This window comes from Serratia sp. LTN-2 (assembly GCF_059740205.1).
This window is the reverse complement of the sequence record NZ_JCAXDO010000003.1, coordinates 252,449-272,192: the sequence shown is the minus strand read 5'-3', so window position 1 is coordinate 272,192 and position 19,744 is coordinate 252,449. Positions and strand designations below refer to the sequence as shown.

Here is a 19,744-nt window from a genome sequence, read left to right as displayed (position 1 = left end):
TGATCCCCAGAGGGGATAGATTAAAGTCTTTAACTAATAAACCACGGACAAATTCACGGCGTGTGACTTATTTTCGCCTGGTCGCCGTGATGTGGATGAGAGCAGAATAGATGCCTGTGAAAAAGAAAAAAGGAATAAACCGATTAACCTACAGCATAAGGAATTCATGGGCCGGCTTTATTGATGCCATGTTGACCGAGGATGCATTCCGTCAATTATTGGTTATTAACGCCATTTTACTGGTTGTTACATTTACTTTAGATATTACAAAAATGGAACGGCTGTTATTAATCGCCTGCAGTTTCCTGCTGTTGGTGGTTGAGCTGCTTAATACGGCGATTGAGACCGTGGTCGACCGTATTTCATTGGCGCTGCATCCGTTATCCAAACGTGCCAAAGATCTGGGCGGCGCGGCGCAATTGGTGGCGGTGCTGATGACCATCGTTGTTTGGGCAACGGTGCTGCTGGGGCGCTAAGAGCGAGGCTCACCCAGGCGTTAAACCGGTGTCACGCGGCGTGCAGCCGCATGCCGTGCGCCACCGTGGTACCGGGCGCCGAGAACGTTATGCGCATTTTGTGACAGGGTTAATGGCGGGGCGGGGAACTGCCCCGTGCCGATTGTTCGGCACAGCGCGTAAAAAGGTGAATACCTACATGGCATTTGCATCAATGCCCGAACGTACGTTCCACATTACAGCAAAGGTTTATGTTGCTTCATGTCATCCCCGCACCTCTCTGTTATAGCTTTACATCTATATAGCAATTAACCTATATTGCAGGGAGGCCCCGTGTGGGAAATTAAAACAACGGATGTGTTTGATAACTGGTTTAGCTCTCTCAACGATGCCGAGCGAGCCGCAGTGCTTGCCGCATTGATGGTTCTGCGGGAAAAAGGGCCCGGCTTGCCCAGGCCCTATGCCGATACGGTTAAAGGCTCGTGTTACTGCAACATGAAAGAGCTGCGTATTCAGCGCCGTGGCGAACCGTTGCGGGCATTCTTCGCCTTCGATCCGTACCGTGTCGGCATGGTGCTTTGTGCGGGCAATAAAGCGGGCAATGAAAAACGTTTTTACGATCGAATGCTGCAGATTGCCGATCGGGAATTCACGAATTGGCTGAACACACTAAAAGAGAAGGAGTGACGCGATGGGCAGAACGTTGGAACAGCTTATTGCGGATGAAAAGCCCGAGGTCGTGGCCGAAGCGCAGGCAATGGCGGCGGAGATTATGCTGAACATCCATCTTGCCGAGCTGCGCGAGAAGGTGCAGAAAACCCAGGTTGAAATGGCGCAGGCGCTGGGCATCAGGCAACCGACCGTCGCCGTGATGGAAAAACCGGGCCGCGATCTGAAGCTTTCCTCGCTCAAACGCTATGTTGAGGCGGCGGGCGGCAAACTGCGCCTGGATGTCGAACTGCCGGACGGTTCGCACTACGAATTTGTGCTGTAAGCGCCGTTGTCAGCTGGCGGCAGCACGTTATTTGGGCTTCTGTGCGTCGTTAAACCTAAGCACATCGATAAGCAAAGAAAAGGCCGATCCTGGGTGCTTGCGGTGCGGGTAGTAAAGATGATACCCCGGCAGGTCCGGGGTGAACTTGTCCAGCACGCGAACGAGTTTTTTCTCGTCAAGGGCGCTCTGCACCTGATCGCAAGGCAGGTAGGCCAGGCCGTGCCCGTCGAGAGCGGCATCCAGGATCAGGTCGATGGTGTTTAACAACAGTTGGCCTTCCATGCGAACCCGAACTTCACGTCCGCCGCGCATAAGCCGCCAGCGGTTGGCGGTGCCCGATGTGGGAAGATAGAGGTTAATCGCCTGATGATCGACCAGCTGCGCCACCGAAGTCGGGGTGCCTCGCCGGGCAAGATAATCCGGCGCGCCAACGATCGCCATCGGAATATCAGCCCCAATCCGCACGGCAATCATATCCTTATCCATCTCTCCCCCCAGACGGACGCCGGCATCGAAACGCTCGGCGACCACATCGCTAAGACCATAATCGATCAGAAGCTGCACGTTTATTTCTGGGTGAGATTTCAGCAGCGTGCGCATGGCGGGCAGCAACAGGGTTTTTGCCGCATGCTCCACCGTGGTGATGCGTATGGTGCCGGAAGGGCGGTTGCGCAGCTCGCCCAGTGACGTCATGACGGAATCCAGGTCTTGCAGCATGGGGCCAAGGGTCGACAAGAGCTGCTCCCCGGCCTCGGTGGGCACTACGCTGCGCGTGGTGCGCGTCAGCAGACGAAACCCCAGCCGTTCTTCGATACGGCGGACGATCTGGCTTAACGCCGACTGCGCCATGCCCAGGCGGGCCGCGGCCCGGGTGAAGCTGCGCTCCTCGGCGACCACCACAAATGCCACCAAATCGGCTATCTCATCACGTTTCATCTCTGTTTTCCGTTCGGCTGATTAATCATTTAAGTGATAGGTCCAATCATTATTTTGGGTCTAATCATCTTAATGTTCAATGTCTATAGTGAGAATCAGAAACGATGTAGTTAACCGACCACCCTGATGAGGAACCGGATGATGAACCAGAAAATCAGCTTCACGAATAGCAATAACCCAACCATCGATCTTTCCGCAGTGCTCTACTTCCCACCGGCGTTCGACGCGGGCCGTCAGTATCCGGCCATCGTCGTTTCTCACCCGGGGGGCGGCGTGAAAGAGCAAACCGCCGGCACCTATGCCGCAAAACTGGCGGAGCAGGGATTTGTGACCGTGGCTTACGATGCCTCTTATCAGGGGGAAAGCGGTGGCGAACCCCGTCAGTTGGAAAACCCTTATATCCGCACCGAAGACGTCAGCGCGGTGATTGATTACCTGACCACGCTGCCTTATGTCGACAACGAGCGCATAGGCGCGATGGGCATTTGCGCCGGCGCGGGCTATACCGCCAACGCTGCGATCCAGGATCGCCGCATCAAGGCGATCGGCACCGTCAGCGCCGTCAATATCGGCTCGATGTTCCGCAACGGGTGGGAAAACAATGTGAAGTCCATTGATGCGCTGCCGTATGTTGAGGCGGGTTCCAACGCCCGTACCGGCGATATCAGCAGCGGTGAACATGCCACCATGCCGCTGGCGCCGCTGAAAGAATCCGATGCGCCGAACGAAGAGCTGCGCCAGGCCTGGGAGTATTACCATACCCCGCGCGCGCAATATCCGACGGCGCCCGGCTATGCGACGCTGCGCAGCCTCAACCAGATCATTACCTACGACGCCTACCACATGGCTGAAGTGTATCTGACCCAGCCGATGCAGATCGTGGCGGGCAGCATGGCGGGCAGTAAATGGATGAGTGACGATTTATACGATCGCGCCGCGAGCAGCGACAAGCGTTACCACATCGTCGAAGGCGCGAATCATATGGAATTGTATGACGGCAAAGCCTATGTCGCCGAAGCCGTTTCCGTCCTGGCGCCGTTCTTTGAGGAGACGCTGTAATGAAAAATATCCGCATCCAAAACGCCGATATGGCCTGGCACATCGCCGCCCACATTCAGCTGCCGCCGGGGTTCGATGAATCCAAGCGCTACCCGACGGTGGTCAGCGTCCATCCTTTCGGCAGCTGCAAGGAACAAACCTCCGGCAATGTTTACGGTAAGGCGTTGGCGGAGCAGGGGTACGTCGTTATCGCCTATGACGCCAGTTTTCAGGGGGAGTCGGGCGGGGCGCCGCGCTGGATAGAAGATCCGACCCAGCGGGTGGAAGACATCAGCCGCGTCATCGACTATGCCGTCACCTTGCCGTATGTCGATGCGGAGCGTATCGGCGTGCTGGGCATTTGCGGCGGCGGCGGCTATGCCGTCAATGCCACGCTGACAGAGAAACGCATCAAAGCCGTGGTGAGCATCACCGGCGTTAATATTGGGCGACTCTTCCGCGAAGGCTTCAGCGGCTACGATCCGCTGGGTGCGCTGAATGCGATGGCTGCGCAGCGCACCCGGGAAGCGCGGGGTGGAGAGCTTCAGGTCAATGAACTGCTGCCCGCCAGTCCTCAAGAGGCAACGGCCCATGGGCTCACCGAACGCGACGTTTTCGAAGCGACAGACTATTACAAGACCGCGCGCGGTCAACAGCCGGGTGGCGCGACGCGCATGTTGTTCTCGCATGCGCAAAAAACGCTGGCCTGGGATGCCTTCGCCTTTACCGAGGTGCTGCTGACTCAGCCGGTGATGGTGGTGGTGGGCGAGAAAGTCGGTGCCTTTGGCGCCTATCGCGATGGCATGGAAGTCTATGGGCGCGCAACGGCTTCAGCGCACCGCGAGCTGGTCTCGTTAGCAGACTTTTCACATTACGAGCTGTATGACAAACCGGAAGCCGTTCGCGCAGCGATGGACAAGGTGCTGCCGTTTTTAGCCGCGCACCTGGGCGAATAACCGATGGAGAACACCACGAAAAATGTATTGATCCTTGGCGCCGGCGGCCAAATCGCCCGTCATGTTATCGACCGATTGGCGGATGAACCGTCGCTTGTGCAAACGTTGTTCGCTCGCCAGCCGGAAAAAATCCGGTCGCGCCCGGCCAACGGCCGGATCCTTATCGGCGATGTGTTGAATCCGTCCGCATTGAAACAAGCGATGCAGGGCCAGGATCTGGTGTACGCCAACCTGACGGGGGAGGATCTGGATGTGCAGGCTGAGGCGGTGATTGCCGCCATGCAGGCCAGCGGCGTCAAACGCCTGATCTTCGTTCTTTCGCTGGGGATTTATGATGAGGTCCCGGGAAAATTCGGTGAATGGAACAACGGGATCATCGGTGAGCCCCTCAAGCCATTTCGTCGGGCGGCTGACGCGATTGAAGCCTCTGGGCTGGACTACACCATTCTGCGCCCGGCCTGGTTAACGGACGAAGACCAGGTTGACTATGAGCTTACCGCCCGCGATACGCCGTTCAAAGGAACCATCGTATCGCGCAAGAGCGTCGCCGCTTTAATTGCCGACATCATCGAGCAACCGAAAAAACATCTGGGTGAGAACATCGGCGTCAACCAGCCGGGCACTGACGGTGACAAGCCGTATTTTATGTAAACACCCGCCATAAAATTTATCTATAGAGGCAGGACGATGGAGATGAACAGTCTCAGCGGCAAAGTCGCTGTTATCACCGGGGCTTCAAGCGGTATTGGTGAAGCTGCCGCCCGCCGATTGGTTGCGGAAGGCATTTCGGTCGTGCTGGTAGCAAGACGCAAAGAGCGAATCGAAAGTCTGGCTGCCGAACTGGGCGGAGCCGCCGTCGCCTTTGACGCTGACGTTGCTGATTTAGCTCAGGTCCGGTCACTTTTTAATAGGGTGAAGAGCCGCTTCGGCGGTGTGGATCTGCTTTTCAACAACGCGGGCATGGGGATTTTCGGTCGGTTCGAGGAGAGCTCACCCGAGGGCTGGCAGGAGCAGATCAACGCGAATATGTACGGCGTGTTGAACTGTTCCTACGAAGCTATCCCTCTGATGAAAAATCGCCCCGGCGCAATGATCTCCACGGTATCCAGCGTCGGGGGGAAAAGCAGTGCGCCTAACTGGGCCGTGTATTGCGCCACCAAATTTGCCGTCAGGGGGTTCTGTGACGGCTTGCGGCAGGAGCTGGCTGAAGCAGGCATACGCGTGTCATTGATTCATCCGGGGGCGGTGCATACGGAATGGGGACACAATGTTTCTGCGGACATGATGCGCGAACGTCGTGATGCCATTCAGGCTCTCATGCCGGATGATGTGGCCCGTGCATTGGTCTATTCATTTGCTCAACCGTCCGGTGTATTACTCGATGACATCGTGATACGCCCTAGTTTGCAATTGACGCTTTAGTTCCTCGACACCTCGTACTGCGATGAGGCAGTACGAGTTTTTAAACCGATTAAGGTGAACAGATATGAATCGCATTTGGTTTGTCACCGGCGCCGCGCGCGGCATGGGCGCCCATATTGTCAGGGCTGCGTTGCAACAGGGAGAATGTGTGGTTGCAACGGGGCGGGATAGGGAAAAATTGCGCCGGACATTCAGCGATGTTGCAGCGGAAAAGATTGAGCTGCTGGAGCTTGATGTTCGTGATGAACATCAGGCGCTGGCTGCTGCAGATGCGGCCGTGAGCCGTTTTGGCCGCATTGATGTATTAGTGAATAATGCCGGGTTCTGTCTGTTGGGGCGTTTTGAAGAAGCGACAGCCGAACAGATAGAGCAGCAATTTTCAACCAACGTTTTCGGCATGGCCAATGTATTGCGCGCGGTGCTGCCGGTGATGCGGCGCCAGCGGGGCGGGCGCATTATCAACACCTCTTCCATCGCCGGCGTGAAAGCCGTCGCGAACGCCACATTTTATTCCGCGTCGAAGTTTGCCGTGGAAGGTATGACCCTGGCGCTGGCCGATGAGGTCGCGCCTCTTGGAATTACCGTCACCGCCGTTGAGCCCGGCTTTTTCCGCACCGAATTCCTCAATGACAGTTCTGCTCGGTACGGGGAAAGAAGCATTGCCGATTATGCCGCTTTTGGCAGCGCGCGCGAGCTACTGGCATCCGCCGATGGTCAGCAACAGGGCGATCCTGCCAAACTTGCGCAGGTGATTTGCCGGTTGGTGGAAATGGACACGCCTCCGCGCCAGCTATTAATCGGTAATGATGCTCTCGATTTCGTCATGCCGACCTTGCAGTCCCGCATCGCAGAAACGTGGGAGTTTGAGGCGCTCAGCAAGACGACCGATTTTGATTAATGGCATCAAGGCGCTTACCTATGTATGGAACCCTCATCGGTTTGACGGTCGTTTTGCTGGCTATTTTGGGCGTATTGGCCTCTGTCACGCTGATTGAAAATCGACAAGCCGCCCAGTTAGCCAAGATACAGCCTCATGCGCATTCAGAAGAAAACGCATCGCGTACCGCCGTCGTTTATTTTTCTCGTTCAGGGAGTACGGCGCTGGCCGCTCGGCATATCGCTAACCGCCTGGATGCACAGCTCTTCAGGCTTGATGCACCGAACTATGCCCCTGGCTTGCCAGGGCTGGCGTATGCGCTGAAAGACGCCACTTTGCTGAAAGAGCGGCAGGATGCGTTGCCCGAGATAACGCCGGCCAAGATTGACTTTATGCCGTTTGACACCCTCTGGTTGGGCTCGCCGATCTGGCTATACAGCCCGGCACCGCCGATTTGGGCTTTTATCGAGAACAGCGATTTCAGCGGTAAACGGGTCATCCTGTTTAATACCCACAACAGCCACTTCTCGGACGAGCATATCGCGCGTTTTAAAGCACAGGTGCTTGCACGGGGAGCCGTCACTTTCGAGCATCGCACGGTGCTGCGAGGGCGAATGACGCAGCAAATCACACCGGAACAGATGCTGCAATTTATCGATGCTCGCTGGCTGGGAACCCCGCTGGCGAAGTGATTTTTTATAGTTTTTGGTTTTAGATCAAAATATTAAATGTTGAGAGAATCATGAAAGATCCATTAATGCAGCCATTTTTATTTAAAAACGGCCTTGAGATGCGTAATCGCATCGTGATGGCCCCAATGACCACCTGGTCAGCCAATGATGATGAAACTATCTCTGATGCGGAGTTAGCCTATTATCGGGCACGCGCGAACGGTGTTGGGTTGGTGCTGACAGGCTGTTCCCATGTACAACGAAATGGCATCGGGTTTACTCATGAGTTCGCGGCCTATGACGATCGCTTTATCCCGAGCCTGAAACGGCTGGCGGATGCCGCTAAAAGCGGCGGCGCGCCGGCGATCCTGCAACTCTTTCACGCGGGAAATAAAGCCGTTCCGGCCTTGATCCCCGATGGCGAGCTCGTTAGCGCCAGTGCGCTAGCCGCACCGGCAGGCCCGTTTAACGATGGCAAAAAAGCCGGCCGCGCGTTAAGCCATGACGAAATTCTGACTGTGATCCGCGATTTTGGCGAAGCCACTCGCCGCGCGATTGAGGCGGGGTTCGATGGCGTGGAATTGCATGGCGCCCATGGTTTCCTGCTCCAAAACTTTTTCTCCCCGTATTTCAATCAGCGCACGGATGAATGGGGCGGTTCTCTGGAGAATCGCATGCGTTTCCCCTTGGAAGTGGCGCGCGAAGTTCGGCGAATTATCGAACGCCATGCTACGCAGCCTTTCTTATTGGGGTATCGGTTGTCTCCGGAAGAATCCGGCGAAAAGGGACTGCGTATAGATGATTCTCTGGCGTTGGCGAACCAATTGACGGAAGAGGCGCTTATCGATTATTTGCACATCTCGCTGCACCATGTACTGACGGACACCCCTCGGGATGACGATGATGAAAAGAGTACGCTGGCAAGGTTCATTGAGCTGAATAACGGCCGTTTGCCGATACTGGCCGCCGGAAAAATCACGTCGTCGGACGTGGCACGGCAAGCGCTGGATACCGGATTGTCCATGGTCGCTTTGGGACGCGCGATGGTTATGAATCCCCAATGGGTGGAGAGAGTACAATCAGGTCATGAAGGAAGCATGAACGTCAAACTCAACGCGTCGCAAGATCCGGATGAATTACAGATCCCACATAAACTGTGGCAAGCGATTCAAAATACCCCAGGCTGGTTCCCGAGCTGAAGACCGCCATTGTCATGTTGTCCCTGGGTCGGTGATGATGTGCTGACATGCACCATGAACCCTATTGAAACACCGGTTAGCGATCCAGATAGCCGGTGGTCATTCCTGGATGAATGAACCCTCTCTTGCAGCGAGTTATAACCCGAAAAGCAAAAAGCCCGCTTAAGTTTCCTTAAGCGGGCTTCTCTAAATATGGCTCCTCTGACTGGACTCGAACCAGTGACATACGGATTAACAGTCCGCCGTTCTACCGACTGAACTACAGAGGAATCGTGTGAACGGGGCGAATAATAGCGGGGCACCTGGGGTTTGTCAAAGCGCTAAACTGCAAAAAAAGCGCGTTTGCTGGCGGAATGAACATCTTGCGCTGTTTTTCGGCATTTTCCATCGCTGTGCGGTGATTTTGTGGCCCACAACGATTGCACAAGCCTTTGCACGGCGATGGTGCAAGGCCGTTCTCCCTCTCACGCTAGCCGCACTGCCCAGACTCTCGGTTATCCCCGCCACACGCTGCGCTGCAACTGATATGTAGGATGAATAAGCAAACAATATGTATTCGTCGTCACAATGGCTGGATTTTTGCTTACCCATTTTTGGGGAATGCGACTGCGCTCTCAAGAAAATTATTTTCCCCGTCTACACATAAAGTGAAAGTTCCGCGCCCCCGGGCGTTCCGCTATACCCGTCATACTTGACGCTGCCTCGGTGTTGGCTGCGAGCATTTACCCCGGTCACTGACCTTGAGTCAGCTCTCGGGGCTCATGCTCTTGCCGCCTGGATGCAACGCCAATTATCTAGGGTATGAAAACAGTGCTGAGGAAGATAACAATGTCATCGAAATTGATAAAAAGTCCGCTCGCTGCTTTGCTCATCGGTTGTTTAGGCACGGCCTTTTCTGCGCAGGCCGATATCGTCATCGGCGTCGCCGGGCCGTTCTCCGGGCCGAACGCCACCTATGGCGATCAGTATTGGCGCGGCGCTTCGCAGGCGGCGGCGGACATCAACGCCGCCGGCGGCATCAAAGGGGAAAAAATCAAGCTGGTGCAGGGGGATGACGCCTGCGAACCGAAACAGGCGGTCGCGGTTGCCAACCGGCTGGTGGATCAGGACAAGGTCTCGGCGGTGGTCGGCCATTTCTGCTCCTCTTCCACCATGCCCGCCTCCGAGGTGTATGACGAAGCCGGCATCATCGCCATCACCCCTGGCTCCACCAACCCGCAGATCACCGAGCGCGGCATGAAGACCATGTTCCGCATGTGCGGGCGCGACGATCAGCAGGGCGCGATCGCCACCAACTACATGCTGGATACGCTGAAGGCCAAACGCATCGCGGTGATCCACGATAAAGACACCTACGGCCAGGGGCTGGCGGACGCCGCCAAGGCGGCGATGAACAAGCGCGGCGTCACAGAGGTGCTGTATGAGGGGCTGTCGCGCGGCGAAAAAGACTTCAACGCGCTGGTGACCAAGATCGCCTCGGTCAAGCCGGACGTGGTTTACTTCGGCGGCTGTCATCCGGAAGCCGGGCCGCTGGTGCGCCAGATGCGCGAGCAGGGCGTGACCGCCAAGTTCTTCTCCGGCGACTGCGTGGTGACCGAAGAGCTGGTGACCGCCGCCGGCGGGCCGCAGTACACCAACGGCGTGCTGATGACCTTCGGCAACGATCCGCGCCTGATCCCGGAAGGCAAGGCGGTGATCGCCAAGTTCCGCGCCAGCGGCTTTGAGCCGGAAGGCTACACCCTCTATTCCTATGCCTCGATCCAGGCGATCGCCGCCGCCTTCAACGCCACCGGCGGCAAAGACAGCGCCAAGGCCGCCGAATGGCTGAAATCGCACGACGTGGACACCGTGATGGGCAAGAAAGCCTGGGACCAGAAGGGCGACCTGAAGGTTTCGGACTACGTGGTCTATCAGTGGGATGACAAGGGCAAATATCACCAGCTTTGAACAACCCAATACTGAAGTTGTGACCCCATGACAGACGGGCCCGCCGCTGTGGCGCGCCCGTTCCGCGATGACTTTTGGGCCGCGTCGGACTGCGTTGGCGGCCTTACCAGGCGAGACTGCTCATTATGGATGTATTCTTTCTGCAACAGCTGATCAACGGCCTGACCCTCGGTGCGGTGTATGGCCTGATCGCCATCGGCTACACCATGGTTTACGGCATCATCGGCATGATCAACTTCGCCCACGGCGAGGTGTACATGATCTCCGCCTATCTCTGCGCCATCGGTTTGGCGCTGCTGTCGTTCTTCGGACTGCACTCGTTCCCGCTGCTGATCCTCGGCACGCTGGTGTTCACCATTGTCATCACCGGGGTGTACGGCTGGGTGATCGAGCGCATCGCCTACAAGCCGCTGCGCAACTCCACCCGCCTGGCGCCGCTGATCTCCGCCATCGGCATGTCGTTAATCCTGCAAAACTACGCGCAGATTAGCCAGGGACCGCGCCAGCAGGGCATCCCTACGCTGCTGAGCGGCGTGTTCCGCCTGGAGTTCGACGGCGGCGTGCTGCAGATCACCTACACCAAGGTGTTTATCCTGGTGGCGTCGCTGCTCGGCATGGCTATCCTCACCTACATCATTCAGCGCACCCGGCTGGGGCGCATCTGCCGCGCCACCCAGCAGGATCGCAAAATGGCCTCGATCCTCGGCATCAATACCGATCGGGTGATCTCGCTGGTGTTCGTGATCGGCGCTGCCATGGCCGGGCTGGCCGGCGTGCTGATCACCATGAACTACGGCACCTTCGATTTTTACGTCGGTTTTATCATCGGCATCAAGGCCTTTACCGCCGCAGTGCTGGGCGGCATCGGTTCGCTGCCGGGCGCGATGCTGGGCGGGCTGTTGCTCGGGGTGGCGGAGGCGCAGTTTGCCGGCATGGTGAACTCGGATTATAAGGACGTGTTCTCCTTCGGGTTGCTGGTGGCGATCCTGATCTTCCGGCCGCAGGGCCTGCTCGGCCGGCCGCTGGTCGCCAAGGTTTAAGGAGAACGCCATGTCGCAATCCGTGATCAACGGCGGGCTGGACGTTAAACGCAGCCTGCTGGACGCCGTCTTGGCCGGGCTGATCGCTCTGATCGTGTTCGGGCCGATCGTCGGCATCGTGCTGAACGGCTACAGCTTCAACTTCGAGCCGCACCGGCTGGTGTGGATCATCGTCGCGGTGATGGCCGGGCGGCTGCTGCTGAGCCTGTTCCTGCAAACTGCGCCGGGGCGTAAGGTGTTGGCGCGCTTCGACGGCGGCAACGACGGCGTCTACGTGCGGCCGCTGGGCTATAAATCCAACCTGCGCTGGATCCTGCCGCTGATGGCGGCGATCGCGTTGCTGTTCCCGTTCGTCGCCACCAAATACCTGCTGACGGTGGCGATCCTCGGCCTGATCTACGTGCTGCTCGGCCTGGGGCTGAACATCGTGGTCGGGTTGGCGGGGCTGCTCGATCTGGGGTACGTGGCGTTTTACGCCATCGGCGCCTACGGGCTGGCGCTGGGCTACCAGTATCTCGGGCTGGGGTTCTGGGCGATGCTGCCGCTGGGCGCGCTGATGGCGGCGCTGGCCGGCGCATTGCTGGGCTTCCCGGTGCTGCGCATGCACGGCGACTACCTGGCGATCGTTACGCTGGGGTTCGGCGAGATCATCCGGCTGGTGCTGAACAACTGGATGTCGCTCACCGGTGGCCCGAACGGCGTCTCGGTGCCGGCGCCGACGGTGTTCGGCCTCGAGTTCGGCCGGCGGGCCAAAGACGGCGGGGTGCCGATCCACGAGTTTCTCGGCATCGATTACAACCCCAATCTCAAGTTCATTTTCATCTACGCTGTGCTGTTTTTGGTGGTGCTGCTGGTGCTGTATATCAAGCATCGGCTGACGCGCATGCCGATCGGCCGCGCCTGGGAGGCGCTGCGCGAGGATGAGATCGCCTGCCGCTCCCTCGGGCTGAACCACGTGCTGGTGAAGCTGTCGGCCTTTATGCTGGGCGCCTCCACCGCCGGGCTGGCGGGGGTGTTTTTCGCCACTTATCAGGGCTTCGTCAACCCGACTTCGTTCACCTTCTTCGAGTCGGCGCTGATCCTGGCGATCGTGGTGCTGGGCGGCATGGGTTCCACCCTCGGTGTGGTGCTGGCGGCCTTCGTGCTGACGGTGGCGCCGGAGTTGCTGCGCAGCTTCGCCGAATACCGGGTGCTGCTGTTCGGCGTGCTGATGGTGGCGATGATGATCTGGCGGCCGCGTGGGCTGGTGCGCATCAGCCGATCCAGCTTCGCTGAGCGCAAGGGGGTGGCGCCATGAGCGATGCCATTTTGCGGGTGGAGCACCTGATGATGCGCTTTGGCGGCATCAAGGCGCTGAACGACGTCAATCTGGAGGTGGAGCGCGGCTCGATCACCGCGCTGATCGGCCCCAACGGCGCCGGCAAGACCACGGTATTCAACTGCCTGACCGGATTCTACCGCGCCACCGGCGGCGCGATCCTGCTCAATACCCACAAGCGGCCGACCGACGTGATCCAGGTGCTGGGGCAGAAGTTCCGCGCCGGCGACTGGATACGCCCGAAGCGGCTCGGTTCGCGTCTCTACTATAAAATGTTCGGCGGCACGCACCTGGTGAACCGCGCCGGGCTGGCGCGCACCTTCCAGAACATCCGCCTGTTTCGTGAAATGTCGGTGGTGGAGAACCTGCTGGTGGCGCAGCACATGCAGAGCAACCGCAACCTGATCGCCGGCGTACTGAATACGCCGGGCTATCGTCGGGCGGAGAACGCCGCGCTGGATCGCGCCTTCTACTGGCTGGAGGTGGTGGATCTGGTGGACTGCGCCAACCGGCTGGCGGGGGAGATGTCCTACGGCCAGCAGCGGCGGCTGGAGATCGCGCGCGCCATGTGCACCGCGCCGGAGATGATCTGCCTCGACGAGCCGGCCGCCGGGCTGAACCCGGTGGAGACGGCCACGCTGAGCCGCATCATCCGTTTTCTGCGCCAGCATCACGGCATCACGGTGCTGTTGATCGAGCATGACATGGGCATGGTGATGGAGATCTCCGATCGGGTGATCGTGCTCGATCACGGCGACGTGATCGCCCGCGGCACGCCGCAGGAGATCCAGCACAACGACGCGGTGATCGCCGCCTACCTGGGCGCGGACGAAGAGGAGCTGGCGGGATGAGCGAAGCGATGCTGGAATTTCGCGAGGTGGACGTGTTTTACGGGCCGATCCAGGCGCTGCGTAAGGTGTCGCTGCAGGTCAACGCCGGCGAGACGGTGGCGCTGATCGGCGCCAACGGCGCGGGCAAATCCACGCTGTTGATGTCGATCTTCGGCCAGCCGCGCATCGCCGGCGGGCAGATCTTGTTCGGCGGTGAGGACATCAGCCGCCGCTCCACGCACTACGTGGCAGCCGGCGGCATCGCGCAGGCGCCGGAAGGGCGGCGCATCTTCCCGGACATGAGCGTGGAGGAGAACCTGCTGATGGGCACCATCACCGTCGGCAATCGCTATCTGGCGGAGGATTTACAGCACATGTTCGAGCTGTTTCCGCGCCTCAGGGAGCGGCGCAATCAGCGGGCGATGACCCTATCGGGCGGCGAACAGCAGATGCTGGCGATCGCCCGCGCGCTGATGAGCCGGCCGAAGCTGCTGCTGTTGGACGAGCCGAGCCTCGGGCTGGCGCCGATCGTGGTGCGGCAGATCTTCGGCGTGCTGCGCGAGCTGACCCGCAGCGGCATGACGCTGTTTCTGGTGGAGCAGAACGCCAACCACGCGCTGAAGCTGTCCGATCGCGGCTATGTGATGGTCAACGGCCAGATCCGCCTCACCGGCAGCGGACAGGAACTGTTGAACGATCCTGAGGTGAGAAAGGCCTATCTGGGCGGCGGCTGAGTGCCGCCCAAGGGCAGGGAAGCCCGCGTTCATTCCTCGGCGGCGTTGCGCTGTTGGTCATCGTAGTGCGAGCGGGCCGTCCTGAAAGCGTCGGCGGAGGAGATAATCCACGACCAGAGCGGCAGCATGTTGAGCAGCATCGTTTCCCCCGCTTCGGTGATGGCGTACACCACGCGGGGCAGCTTTTCCTGATAATCGCAGCGCGATATCAGCCCGTCCCGCTCGAGATGGCGCAGCGTCCGCGTCAGCATTCTCTGCGTCACGCCCGCCAGCTGGCGGCTTATCTCGCCGTGGCGCAGCGGCCCGTGAGTGCCCAGGATATGCAATACCCCCAGCGACCAACGGTTGCCCGCATGCGCGAGGATCTCACGCTTCAACCCTTCATCGTCGTTGCTCAGTTCTTCACAGAACGCCTGCGAAAATTGCAGCAGCGCTGCGCGATCGCTCGTCATATTCCTCTCCGGTATCACGGGTGTACCTAATTGAACCCGTTTTTGTCAGCTGTCAGGATGACGCAATGTTAAGACAGGAGGCAAGAATGAAATCCACAAATCCATCTATCAATACCGTGCTCATACTCGGCGCCGGTGAACTGGGGCTGCCGGTATTGCGTGCGATGAGCCGGCAGGCTCAGCGGCATGCGAATGTCACCATCAGCGTGCTGCTCCGGCCGGAGGCCGCCCGCGCCGTCAGCGGTCCGCATCGGGCGCGGCGGGATGAGCTGACGCGGCTCGGCATCGCCGTGGTGGAAGGCGATCTGCAGCAAAACGGCGTGGAGGCGCTGAGTGCGCTATTCCGTTCCTTCGACGCAGTGATCAACTGCAGCGGCTTTGTCGGCGGGGCGGGCACGCAGATAAAGATCACCCAGGCCGTCTTGCAGGCGGGCGTGGCGCGTTATTTCCCGTGGCAGTTCGGCGTAGATTACGATGTCGTGGGTAAAGGCAGCGGGCAGCAGGTGTGGGATGAACAGCTCGAGGTGCGCCACCTGCTGCGTGCGCAGCGTGCGACGGAGTGGGTGATTGTTTCCACGGGCATTTTCACCAGCTACCTGTTTGACCCCGGCTTTGGCGTGGTGGATGCGGCAAGCAAAACGGTGTGCGCGCTGGGCGATTGGCGCTATGCGGTGACGCTGACCACCCCTGAGGACATTGGCCGGCTGACGGCCGAGATTTTTTTCCATCGGCCCGCGTTTCGCAACCAGGTGGTTTATATCGCCGGCGACACGTTGACCTACCGCGAGCTTGCCGATCTCCTGCAGGCGCACTGGGGCGTCGAGGTCAACAGAACCTTGCTCGACTCCGCACGGCTGCAGGAGGCGGTGCGGAACCATCCGCATGACGTCGGCGCCAAATACCGGCTGGCTTTCGCCCGGCCCGACGGCGTAGCCTGGGACAAGGCGGCAACCTTCAATGCGCGTCAGGGCCTGCTCACCACCACTGCCGGCCAGTGGCTGGCGCGGTATTGGCCGGTCGCTCACGACGGTTGATCGTCTGAGCGCTTCAGAACTGGCGCTGCATCCAGCGCACGTTCAGCCGCACCAGCGCGATGATGGCGCTGGAGAGCAGCCGCAGCCCGCCGGGCATGTCGCGACGGCGGATATCCAGCAGCAGTACGGTGCGCACCTGCGCGCTGTCGTTCCACACCTCGTGTTCGAAAGTGTCGTCCCACAGCATGAATTCCCCCTCGTGCAGACGGTATTCGCGGCCGTCCACTTTCAGCACCGCCGCCGGTACGCCGTCGGCGCGCTTGGGCATGTCCAGCACCAGATAGCCGCGCAGAATGCCGCGGAACGGGCCGCGGTGGGGCGGCACCTGCTTGCCGGGCGCCAGGAAGGAGAGCGAGGCGGACAGCACGTCCGGCGAGGAGGCGATCAATGCCGCCAGCGCAGGGCAGCGCGCCAGGTTGCGGGCGATCGGCTGGCCGTAGGCCTTCATGATGAACATGCGCCAGTCGCGTGCGTCGTTGGCGGAGATAGACTCCTGTTGGATCATGATCTCGTGAAAGCGTGGGATATTGTGCAGATCGTGGGCGACGGTCAGCGCCTCTTCGCGGATCTGCCGCCATTGGGCGGTGAAACGTTCCGCATCGGGGAACAGCGCGGCGCTGTCGAGCACCGGTTGGCCCTGAATTCGGCGATCGTAAACATTGCGCAATGCGAGCACGGACCAATCATAAATCGCGGACATAATGACCTCGCCTCAGGAAACGCCAAATGGACACTGCGCGCGGTTCTTCGGCGCGGCGCGTCGTCTGCGGCGGCCGAAGGAAGAGCGGCAGGAAAAATTGGTACGCTTCAAGAGATTAGCACAGCATTTGTGCAACCGTGTGTCTGCGAGTGTGTCGAAATGCGGCGAAAAAAACCACACAATTAAAGTGTGACGCGTATCGCATTTAGCGCGACGGTTGGTTAAAATATCGCTACTTGCCCGCACCTGTCCGGATTTTGTTTACCATGGAACACGCACCCGTTTCGCGCTCAACCGCCTGGTTGCGCGTGGTTATCCTCGCCGTCTCGGCCTTTATCTTCAACACCACCGAATTTATTCCGGTCGGGCTGTTGAGCGATATCGCCGCCAGCTTCTCGATGCAAACCGAACAGGTCGGCCTGATCATCACCATTTACGCCTGGATCGTCGCCGCCGCCTCGCTGGCGTGCATGCTGCTGACCAGCAAGATCGAGCGCCGCAAGCTGCTGATCGGCGTGTTCATCCTGTTTATCGCCAGCCATGTGCTGACTGCCGTGGCCTGGAACTTCACCACGCTGGTGATTTCACGCGCCGGCGTGGCGCTGGCGCACTCGGTGTTCTGGTCGATCACCGCCTCGCTGGCGATCCGCGTGGCGCCGCCGGGCAAGAAAGCGCAGGCGTTGAGCCTGCTGGCGGGCGGCACCGCGCTGGCGATGGTGCTCGGGCTGCCGCTCGGGCGGGTGGTCGGGCAGCTGCTCGGCTGGCGCATGACCTTTATCGGCATCGCGGTGTGCGCCACTCTGGCGCTGGTGCTGCTGTGGCGCCTGCTGCCGGTGCTGAAAAGCGAGCACTCCGGTTCGCTGGCCAGCGTGCCGCTGTTGTTCAAACGCCCGGCGCTGGTGGCGCTGTACATGCTGACCATCATCGTGGTGACGGCGCACTTCACCGCCTACAGCTACATCGAGCCGTTTATCCAGACCGTGGCCGGGCTGTCGGAAAACTTCACCACGCTGATGCTGCTGCTGTTCGGCGCCGCCGGCATCGTCGGCAGCCTGCTGTTCAGCCGCTACAGCGAGCGGTTTCCTTCCGGCTTCTTTATCGGCGCCATCGCGCTGCTGGCCCTGAGCCTGCTGCTGCTGTTGCCGGCCGCCGGCAGCGAAAGCCACCTGACGGTGCTGTGCATTTTCTGGGGCATGGCGATCATGGCCATCGGCCTGTCGATGCAGGCCAAGGTGCTGAGCCTGGCGCCGGACGCCACCGATGTGGCGATGGCGATCTTCTCCGGCCTGTACAACTTCGGCATCGGCAGCGGCGCGCTGTTGGGCAATCAGGTGAGCCTGCATCTGGGGATGGGCAACATCGGTTTCGTCGCCGCGCCGCTGGCGCTGATCGCCCTCGGCTGGTGCCTGCTGAGCTTTTACCGCAGCGAACGGTTGCAGCAGCACCACAGCCGTTAATCCACCGATTCGGGATGCCGGCCGGCATCCCGCGCTACATTTTCTCGCTATAAAACAGGCCGCTGCAGCGTTTTATGCTTAACTTTTTTTCATAGTCTGCTAATTAAAAATTTAACTCCGGCGTCGCTTCGCTAGCATAGAAAGTCATCAAAAATGTTAATGCGAGGTTAACGGTGAGTGACTCTGTAGCGGCGTCGCCGATCCATGCGCGGGATTTGGCGGCCAGAATCGACGCCTTGCCCGCGTCGGCCGGCCTGTGGCGCTTTATCATTCTGCTGTCGCTGGGCGGCTTTTTCGAACTCTACGATCTGTTCCAGACCGGCTATATCAGCACTGGCCTTATCGCCGACGGCATTTTCCACACCGGGGCGCTGGGCGTCTTCGGCGTGTCGGATCAGGCGGCCTTCGCCGCCGCCACCTTTCTCGGTCTGTTCGTCGGCGCCAGCCTGCTGAGCCCTTACGCTGACCGCTTCGGCCGCCGCGCCACCTTTATGTTTGCCCTGATCTGGTATGGCGCCTTCTCGCTGTTGCTGGCGTTTCAACAGCAGGCGGAATGGGTGATCTTTCTGCGCTTTTTGGTGGGAGTGGGGCTCGGCATCGAGCTGGTGACCATCGACACCTACCTGACGGAGTGGGTGCCCGCGCACTTGCGCACCCGGGCTTTCGCCTTCGCGTTCTTCGTGCAGTTCCTGTCGGTGCCGGCGGTGGCGCTGATGTCCTGGTGGCTGGTGCCGCAGACGATTTGGGGGCTGAGCGGCTGGCGTTACGTGGTGATCGCCGGCGCGCTGGCCTCGCTGGTGATCTGGCTGGTGCGCAAGGGGCTGCCGGAGTCGCCGCGCTGGCTGGTGCAGCAACGGCGCTATGCGCAGGTGCGGCAGGTGATGCGGGACATGGAACGGCGCTGCGGCGTGGCGCCCGCGGAGTTTCCGTTGCGCCCGGCTGAAGAGGCCGACGGCGCGCCGCAGCGCGGCCGCTTTCGCGACATCTGGGTGCCGCAGTATCGCGATCGCACGCTGATGCTGGTGGTGATGAACTTCTTTCAGGCCATCGGCTTCTTCGGCTTCGGCAACTGGCTGCCGGCGCTGCTGTCGGGCAAGGGCGCGTCGGTCACGCACAGCCTGCTGTACGCTTTCTTCATCACGCTGGCCTATCCGCTGGGCTCGCTGCTGTGCAGTTTTTACGCTGACAAGATGGAAAACAAGTGGCAGATCGTGTTGTCTTGCCTGGTGACGGTGATCTTCGGCTCGCTGTTCGCGCTGCAGAACAATCCGCTGTGGCTGATCCTGTGCGGTTTCTTCATCACTTGGTCCAACGCTTGGCTGACCTACAGCTACCACTCGTATCAATCCGAGATCTTCCCGACCCACATCCGCGCCCGCGCAGTCGGTTTTTGCTACTCCTTCAGCCGCCTGTCGACGGTGTTCAGCAGCATCATCATCGGCATTATCTTGCAGTACGGCGGCTCGCTGGGGGTGATCGCGTTTATCGTCGCCAGCATGCTGATCGTGATGCTGGTGATCGGGCTGTTTGGCCCGAAAACGCGCGGCATCGATCTGGAAAACATCTGACGTTATGCGCCGGCGGCTACGCCGGCCTCTTCAGCAAAAAAACTCGCGATCATGCGAAAATTATTCCGTTATCACTGCCTTTACGACTGCCGTACTGTTAACCCGTACAAAATCCA

Annotated in this window: 21 protein-coding genes and 1 tRNA gene; 18 read left to right on the top strand and 4 right to left on the bottom strand. The window is 59.6% G+C overall.

Annotation, left to right across the window (positions count from 1 at the left end):
• Nucleotides 1-110: 110 nt before the first annotated feature.
• The 3 genes from AC6BYQ_RS08465 to proR all read left to right on the top strand — a co-directional run bounded on the left by AC6BYQ_RS08465 (nucleotide 111) and on the right by proR (nucleotide 1,449).
• Entirely contained in the window at nucleotides 111-476 is a 366-nt protein-coding gene (locus AC6BYQ_RS08465) for a diacylglycerol kinase (protein WP_063919704.1), read from the top strand.
• A gap of 312 nt (nucleotides 477-788) precedes the next feature.
• Nucleotides 789-1,142 (top strand): type II toxin-antitoxin system RelE/ParE family toxin, encoded by a 354-nt coding sequence (locus AC6BYQ_RS08460; RefSeq protein WP_025160199.1) that lies wholly within the window; start codon nucleotides 789-791, stop codon nucleotides 1,140-1,142.
• Nucleotides 1,143-1,146: 4 nt separating this feature from the next.
• Nucleotides 1,147-1,449, top strand: coding sequence for a transcriptional regulator ProR (gene proR / locus AC6BYQ_RS08455; RefSeq protein ID WP_498056697.1), 303 nt, complete (start codon nucleotides 1,147-1,149; stop codon nucleotides 1,447-1,449).
• 27 nt (nucleotides 1,450-1,476) lie between these two features.
• On the opposite strand, the gene AC6BYQ_RS08450 is transcribed toward proR, so the two are convergent.
• Nucleotides 1,477-2,385, bottom strand: a complete 909-nt coding sequence (locus AC6BYQ_RS08450) for a LysR family transcriptional regulator (RefSeq protein WP_498056696.1) — start codon at nucleotides 2,383-2,385, stop codon at nucleotides 1,477-1,479.
• Nucleotides 2,386-2,523: 138 nt separating this feature from the next.
• Between AC6BYQ_RS08450 and AC6BYQ_RS08445 the strand changes: the two genes are divergently transcribed.
• The 7 genes from AC6BYQ_RS08445 to AC6BYQ_RS08415 all read left to right on the top strand — a co-directional run bounded on the left by AC6BYQ_RS08445 (nucleotide 2,524) and on the right by AC6BYQ_RS08415 (nucleotide 8,548).
• The gene (locus AC6BYQ_RS08445) at nucleotides 2,524-3,444 is read left to right on the top strand and encodes an alpha/beta hydrolase (RefSeq protein WP_498056695.1); all 921 of its coding nucleotides are present in this window, start codon (nucleotides 2,524-2,526) and stop codon (nucleotides 3,442-3,444) included.
• Nucleotides 3,444-4,379 carry an alpha/beta hydrolase gene (locus AC6BYQ_RS08440; RefSeq protein WP_261438698.1) on the top strand — a complete coding sequence of 312 codons (936 nt, stop codon included), beginning with the start codon at nucleotides 3,444-3,446 and terminating at the stop codon, nucleotides 4,377-4,379. Before AC6BYQ_RS08445 ends, AC6BYQ_RS08440 begins: the two co-directional genes overlap by 1 nt.
• A gap of 3 nt (nucleotides 4,380-4,382) precedes the next feature.
• The gene (locus AC6BYQ_RS08435; protein WP_498056694.1) at nucleotides 4,383-5,030 is read left to right on the top strand and encodes an SDR family oxidoreductase; all 648 of its coding nucleotides are present in this window, start codon (nucleotides 4,383-4,385) and stop codon (nucleotides 5,028-5,030) included.
• Nucleotides 5,031-5,072: 42 nt separating this feature from the next.
• On the top strand, nucleotides 5,073-5,801 hold the full coding sequence (locus AC6BYQ_RS08430) for an SDR family oxidoreductase (RefSeq protein WP_498056693.1): 729 nt from the start codon (nucleotides 5,073-5,075) through the stop codon (nucleotides 5,799-5,801).
• A 64-nt stretch (nucleotides 5,802-5,865) separates the two neighbouring features.
• Nucleotides 5,866-6,699 (top strand): SDR family NAD(P)-dependent oxidoreductase, encoded by an 834-nt coding sequence (locus AC6BYQ_RS08425; protein WP_498056692.1) that lies wholly within the window; start codon nucleotides 5,866-5,868, stop codon nucleotides 6,697-6,699.
• A gap of 20 nt (nucleotides 6,700-6,719) precedes the next feature.
• Nucleotides 6,720-7,370 carry a flavodoxin family protein gene (locus AC6BYQ_RS08420; RefSeq protein ID WP_498056691.1) on the top strand — a complete coding sequence of 217 codons (651 nt, stop codon included), beginning with the start codon at nucleotides 6,720-6,722 and terminating at the stop codon, nucleotides 7,368-7,370.
• A 50-nt stretch (nucleotides 7,371-7,420) separates the two neighbouring features.
• Complete coding sequence (locus AC6BYQ_RS08415; protein WP_498056690.1) at nucleotides 7,421-8,548, top strand: NADH-dependent flavin oxidoreductase; 1,128 nt, start codon at nucleotides 7,421-7,423, stop codon at nucleotides 8,546-8,548.
• Nucleotides 8,549-8,741: 193 nt separating this feature from the next.
• Here AC6BYQ_RS08415 and AC6BYQ_RS08410 read toward each other — a convergent pair.
• Nucleotides 8,742-8,817: transfer RNA gene (locus AC6BYQ_RS08410), tRNA-Asn, on the bottom strand.
• Nucleotides 8,818-9,376: 559 nt separating this feature from the next.
• Between AC6BYQ_RS08410 and AC6BYQ_RS08405 the strand changes: the two genes are divergently transcribed.
• The 5 genes from AC6BYQ_RS08405 to AC6BYQ_RS08385 all read left to right on the top strand — a co-directional run bounded on the left by AC6BYQ_RS08405 (nucleotide 9,377) and on the right by AC6BYQ_RS08385 (nucleotide 14,417).
• Nucleotides 9,377-10,495: a branched-chain amino acid ABC transporter substrate-binding protein gene (locus AC6BYQ_RS08405; RefSeq protein WP_019452435.1), complete on the top strand. Its 1,119-nt coding sequence runs from the start codon at nucleotides 9,377-9,379 to the stop codon at nucleotides 10,493-10,495.
• A 125-nt stretch (nucleotides 10,496-10,620) separates the two neighbouring features.
• Nucleotides 10,621-11,535, top strand: a complete 915-nt coding sequence (locus AC6BYQ_RS08400; RefSeq protein ID WP_019452436.1) for an ABC transporter permease subunit — start codon at nucleotides 10,621-10,623, stop codon at nucleotides 11,533-11,535.
• A gap of 10 nt (nucleotides 11,536-11,545) precedes the next feature.
• A complete protein-coding gene (gene livM, locus AC6BYQ_RS08395) occupies nucleotides 11,546-12,832 on the top strand; it encodes a high-affinity branched-chain amino acid ABC transporter permease LivM (protein ID WP_019452437.1) in 1,287 nt (428 codons plus the stop codon).
• Complete coding sequence (locus AC6BYQ_RS08390; RefSeq protein WP_019452438.1) at nucleotides 12,829-13,704, top strand: ABC transporter ATP-binding protein; 876 nt, start codon at nucleotides 12,829-12,831, stop codon at nucleotides 13,702-13,704. The genes livM and AC6BYQ_RS08390 overlap by 4 nt, the downstream gene beginning before the upstream one ends.
• Nucleotides 13,701-14,417 (top strand): ABC transporter ATP-binding protein, encoded by a 717-nt coding sequence (locus tag AC6BYQ_RS08385; protein ID WP_198636376.1) that lies wholly within the window; start codon nucleotides 13,701-13,703, stop codon nucleotides 14,415-14,417. The genes AC6BYQ_RS08390 and AC6BYQ_RS08385 overlap by 4 nt, the downstream gene beginning before the upstream one ends.
• Nucleotides 14,418-14,446: 29 nt before the next feature.
• On the opposite strand, the gene AC6BYQ_RS08380 is transcribed toward AC6BYQ_RS08385, so the two are convergent.
• Nucleotides 14,447-14,869, bottom strand: coding sequence for a winged helix-turn-helix transcriptional regulator (locus AC6BYQ_RS08380; RefSeq protein WP_019452440.1), 423 nt, complete (start codon nucleotides 14,867-14,869; stop codon nucleotides 14,447-14,449).
• 86 nt (nucleotides 14,870-14,955) lie between these two features.
• Between AC6BYQ_RS08380 and AC6BYQ_RS08375 the strand changes: the two genes are divergently transcribed.
• Nucleotides 14,956-15,903, top strand: coding sequence for an aromatic alcohol reductase (locus AC6BYQ_RS08375; protein WP_498056689.1), 948 nt, complete (start codon nucleotides 14,956-14,958; stop codon nucleotides 15,901-15,903).
• 13 nt (nucleotides 15,904-15,916) lie between these two features.
• Here the strand turns inward: AC6BYQ_RS08375 and AC6BYQ_RS08370 are convergent, their stop codons facing one another.
• Complete coding sequence (locus AC6BYQ_RS08370; protein ID WP_019452443.1) at nucleotides 15,917-16,603, bottom strand: aspartyl/asparaginyl beta-hydroxylase domain-containing protein; 687 nt, start codon at nucleotides 16,601-16,603, stop codon at nucleotides 15,917-15,919.
• A 266-nt stretch (nucleotides 16,604-16,869) separates the two neighbouring features.
• Here AC6BYQ_RS08370 and AC6BYQ_RS08365 point away from each other — a divergent pair, with 266 nt between their 5' ends.
• Both AC6BYQ_RS08365 and AC6BYQ_RS08360 read left to right on the top strand, forming a co-directional pair.
• Complete coding sequence (locus tag AC6BYQ_RS08365; RefSeq protein ID WP_019452444.1) at nucleotides 16,870-18,060, top strand: sugar transporter; 1,191 nt, start codon at nucleotides 16,870-16,872, stop codon at nucleotides 18,058-18,060.
• 173 nt (nucleotides 18,061-18,233) lie between these two features.
• Nucleotides 18,234-19,628, top strand: coding sequence for an MFS transporter (locus tag AC6BYQ_RS08360; protein WP_498056688.1), 1,395 nt, complete (start codon nucleotides 18,234-18,236; stop codon nucleotides 19,626-19,628).
• The last annotated feature ends 116 nt before the right edge of the window (nucleotides 19,629-19,744 follow it).

What these genes read in the sequence shown, in the direction of transcription:
- AC6BYQ_RS08385 (WP_198636376.1), top strand. Translation starts at nt 13,701, where the DNA reads ATGAGCGAAGCGATGCTGGAATTTCGCGAGGTGGACGTGTTTTACGGG.
- AC6BYQ_RS08390 (WP_019452438.1), top strand. Translation starts at nt 12,829, where the DNA reads ATGAGCGATGCCATTTTGCGGGTGGAGCACCTGATGATGCGCTTTGGC.
- AC6BYQ_RS08370 (WP_019452443.1), bottom strand. Translation starts at nt 16,603, where the DNA reads ATGTCCGCGATTTATGATTGGTCCGTGCTCGCATTGCGCAATGTTTAC.
- livM (WP_019452437.1), top strand. Translation starts at nt 11,546, where the DNA reads ATGTCGCAATCCGTGATCAACGGCGGGCTGGACGTTAAACGCAGCCTG.
- AC6BYQ_RS08450 (WP_498056696.1), bottom strand. Translation starts at nt 2,385, where the DNA reads ATGAAACGTGATGAGATAGCCGATTTGGTGGCATTTGTGGTGGTCGCC.
- AC6BYQ_RS08420 (WP_498056691.1), top strand. Translation starts at nt 6,720, where the DNA reads ATGTATGGAACCCTCATCGGTTTGACGGTCGTTTTGCTGGCTATTTTG.
- AC6BYQ_RS08440 (WP_261438698.1), top strand. Translation starts at nt 3,444, where the DNA reads ATGAAAAATATCCGCATCCAAAACGCCGATATGGCCTGGCACATCGCC.
- AC6BYQ_RS08365 (WP_019452444.1), top strand. Translation starts at nt 16,870, where the DNA reads ATGGAACACGCACCCGTTTCGCGCTCAACCGCCTGGTTGCGCGTGGTT.
- AC6BYQ_RS08430 (WP_498056693.1), top strand. Translation starts at nt 5,073, where the DNA reads ATGAACAGTCTCAGCGGCAAAGTCGCTGTTATCACCGGGGCTTCAAGC.
- AC6BYQ_RS08425 (WP_498056692.1), top strand. Translation starts at nt 5,866, where the DNA reads ATGAATCGCATTTGGTTTGTCACCGGCGCCGCGCGCGGCATGGGCGCC.
- AC6BYQ_RS08415 (WP_498056690.1), top strand. Translation starts at nt 7,421, where the DNA reads ATGAAAGATCCATTAATGCAGCCATTTTTATTTAAAAACGGCCTTGAG.
- AC6BYQ_RS08465 (WP_063919704.1), top strand. Translation starts at nt 111, where the DNA reads ATGCCTGTGAAAAAGAAAAAAGGAATAAACCGATTAACCTACAGCATA.
- AC6BYQ_RS08435 (WP_498056694.1), top strand. Translation starts at nt 4,383, where the DNA reads ATGGAGAACACCACGAAAAATGTATTGATCCTTGGCGCCGGCGGCCAA.
- AC6BYQ_RS08375 (WP_498056689.1), top strand. Translation starts at nt 14,956, where the DNA reads ATGAAATCCACAAATCCATCTATCAATACCGTGCTCATACTCGGCGCC.
- proR (WP_498056697.1), top strand. Translation starts at nt 1,147, where the DNA reads ATGGGCAGAACGTTGGAACAGCTTATTGCGGATGAAAAGCCCGAGGTC.
- AC6BYQ_RS08445 (WP_498056695.1), top strand. Translation starts at nt 2,524, where the DNA reads ATGATGAACCAGAAAATCAGCTTCACGAATAGCAATAACCCAACCATC.
- AC6BYQ_RS08405 (WP_019452435.1), top strand. Translation starts at nt 9,377, where the DNA reads ATGTCATCGAAATTGATAAAAAGTCCGCTCGCTGCTTTGCTCATCGGT.
- AC6BYQ_RS08400 (WP_019452436.1), top strand. Translation starts at nt 10,621, where the DNA reads ATGGATGTATTCTTTCTGCAACAGCTGATCAACGGCCTGACCCTCGGT.
- AC6BYQ_RS08380 (WP_019452440.1), bottom strand. Translation starts at nt 14,869, where the DNA reads ATGACGAGCGATCGCGCAGCGCTGCTGCAATTTTCGCAGGCGTTCTGT.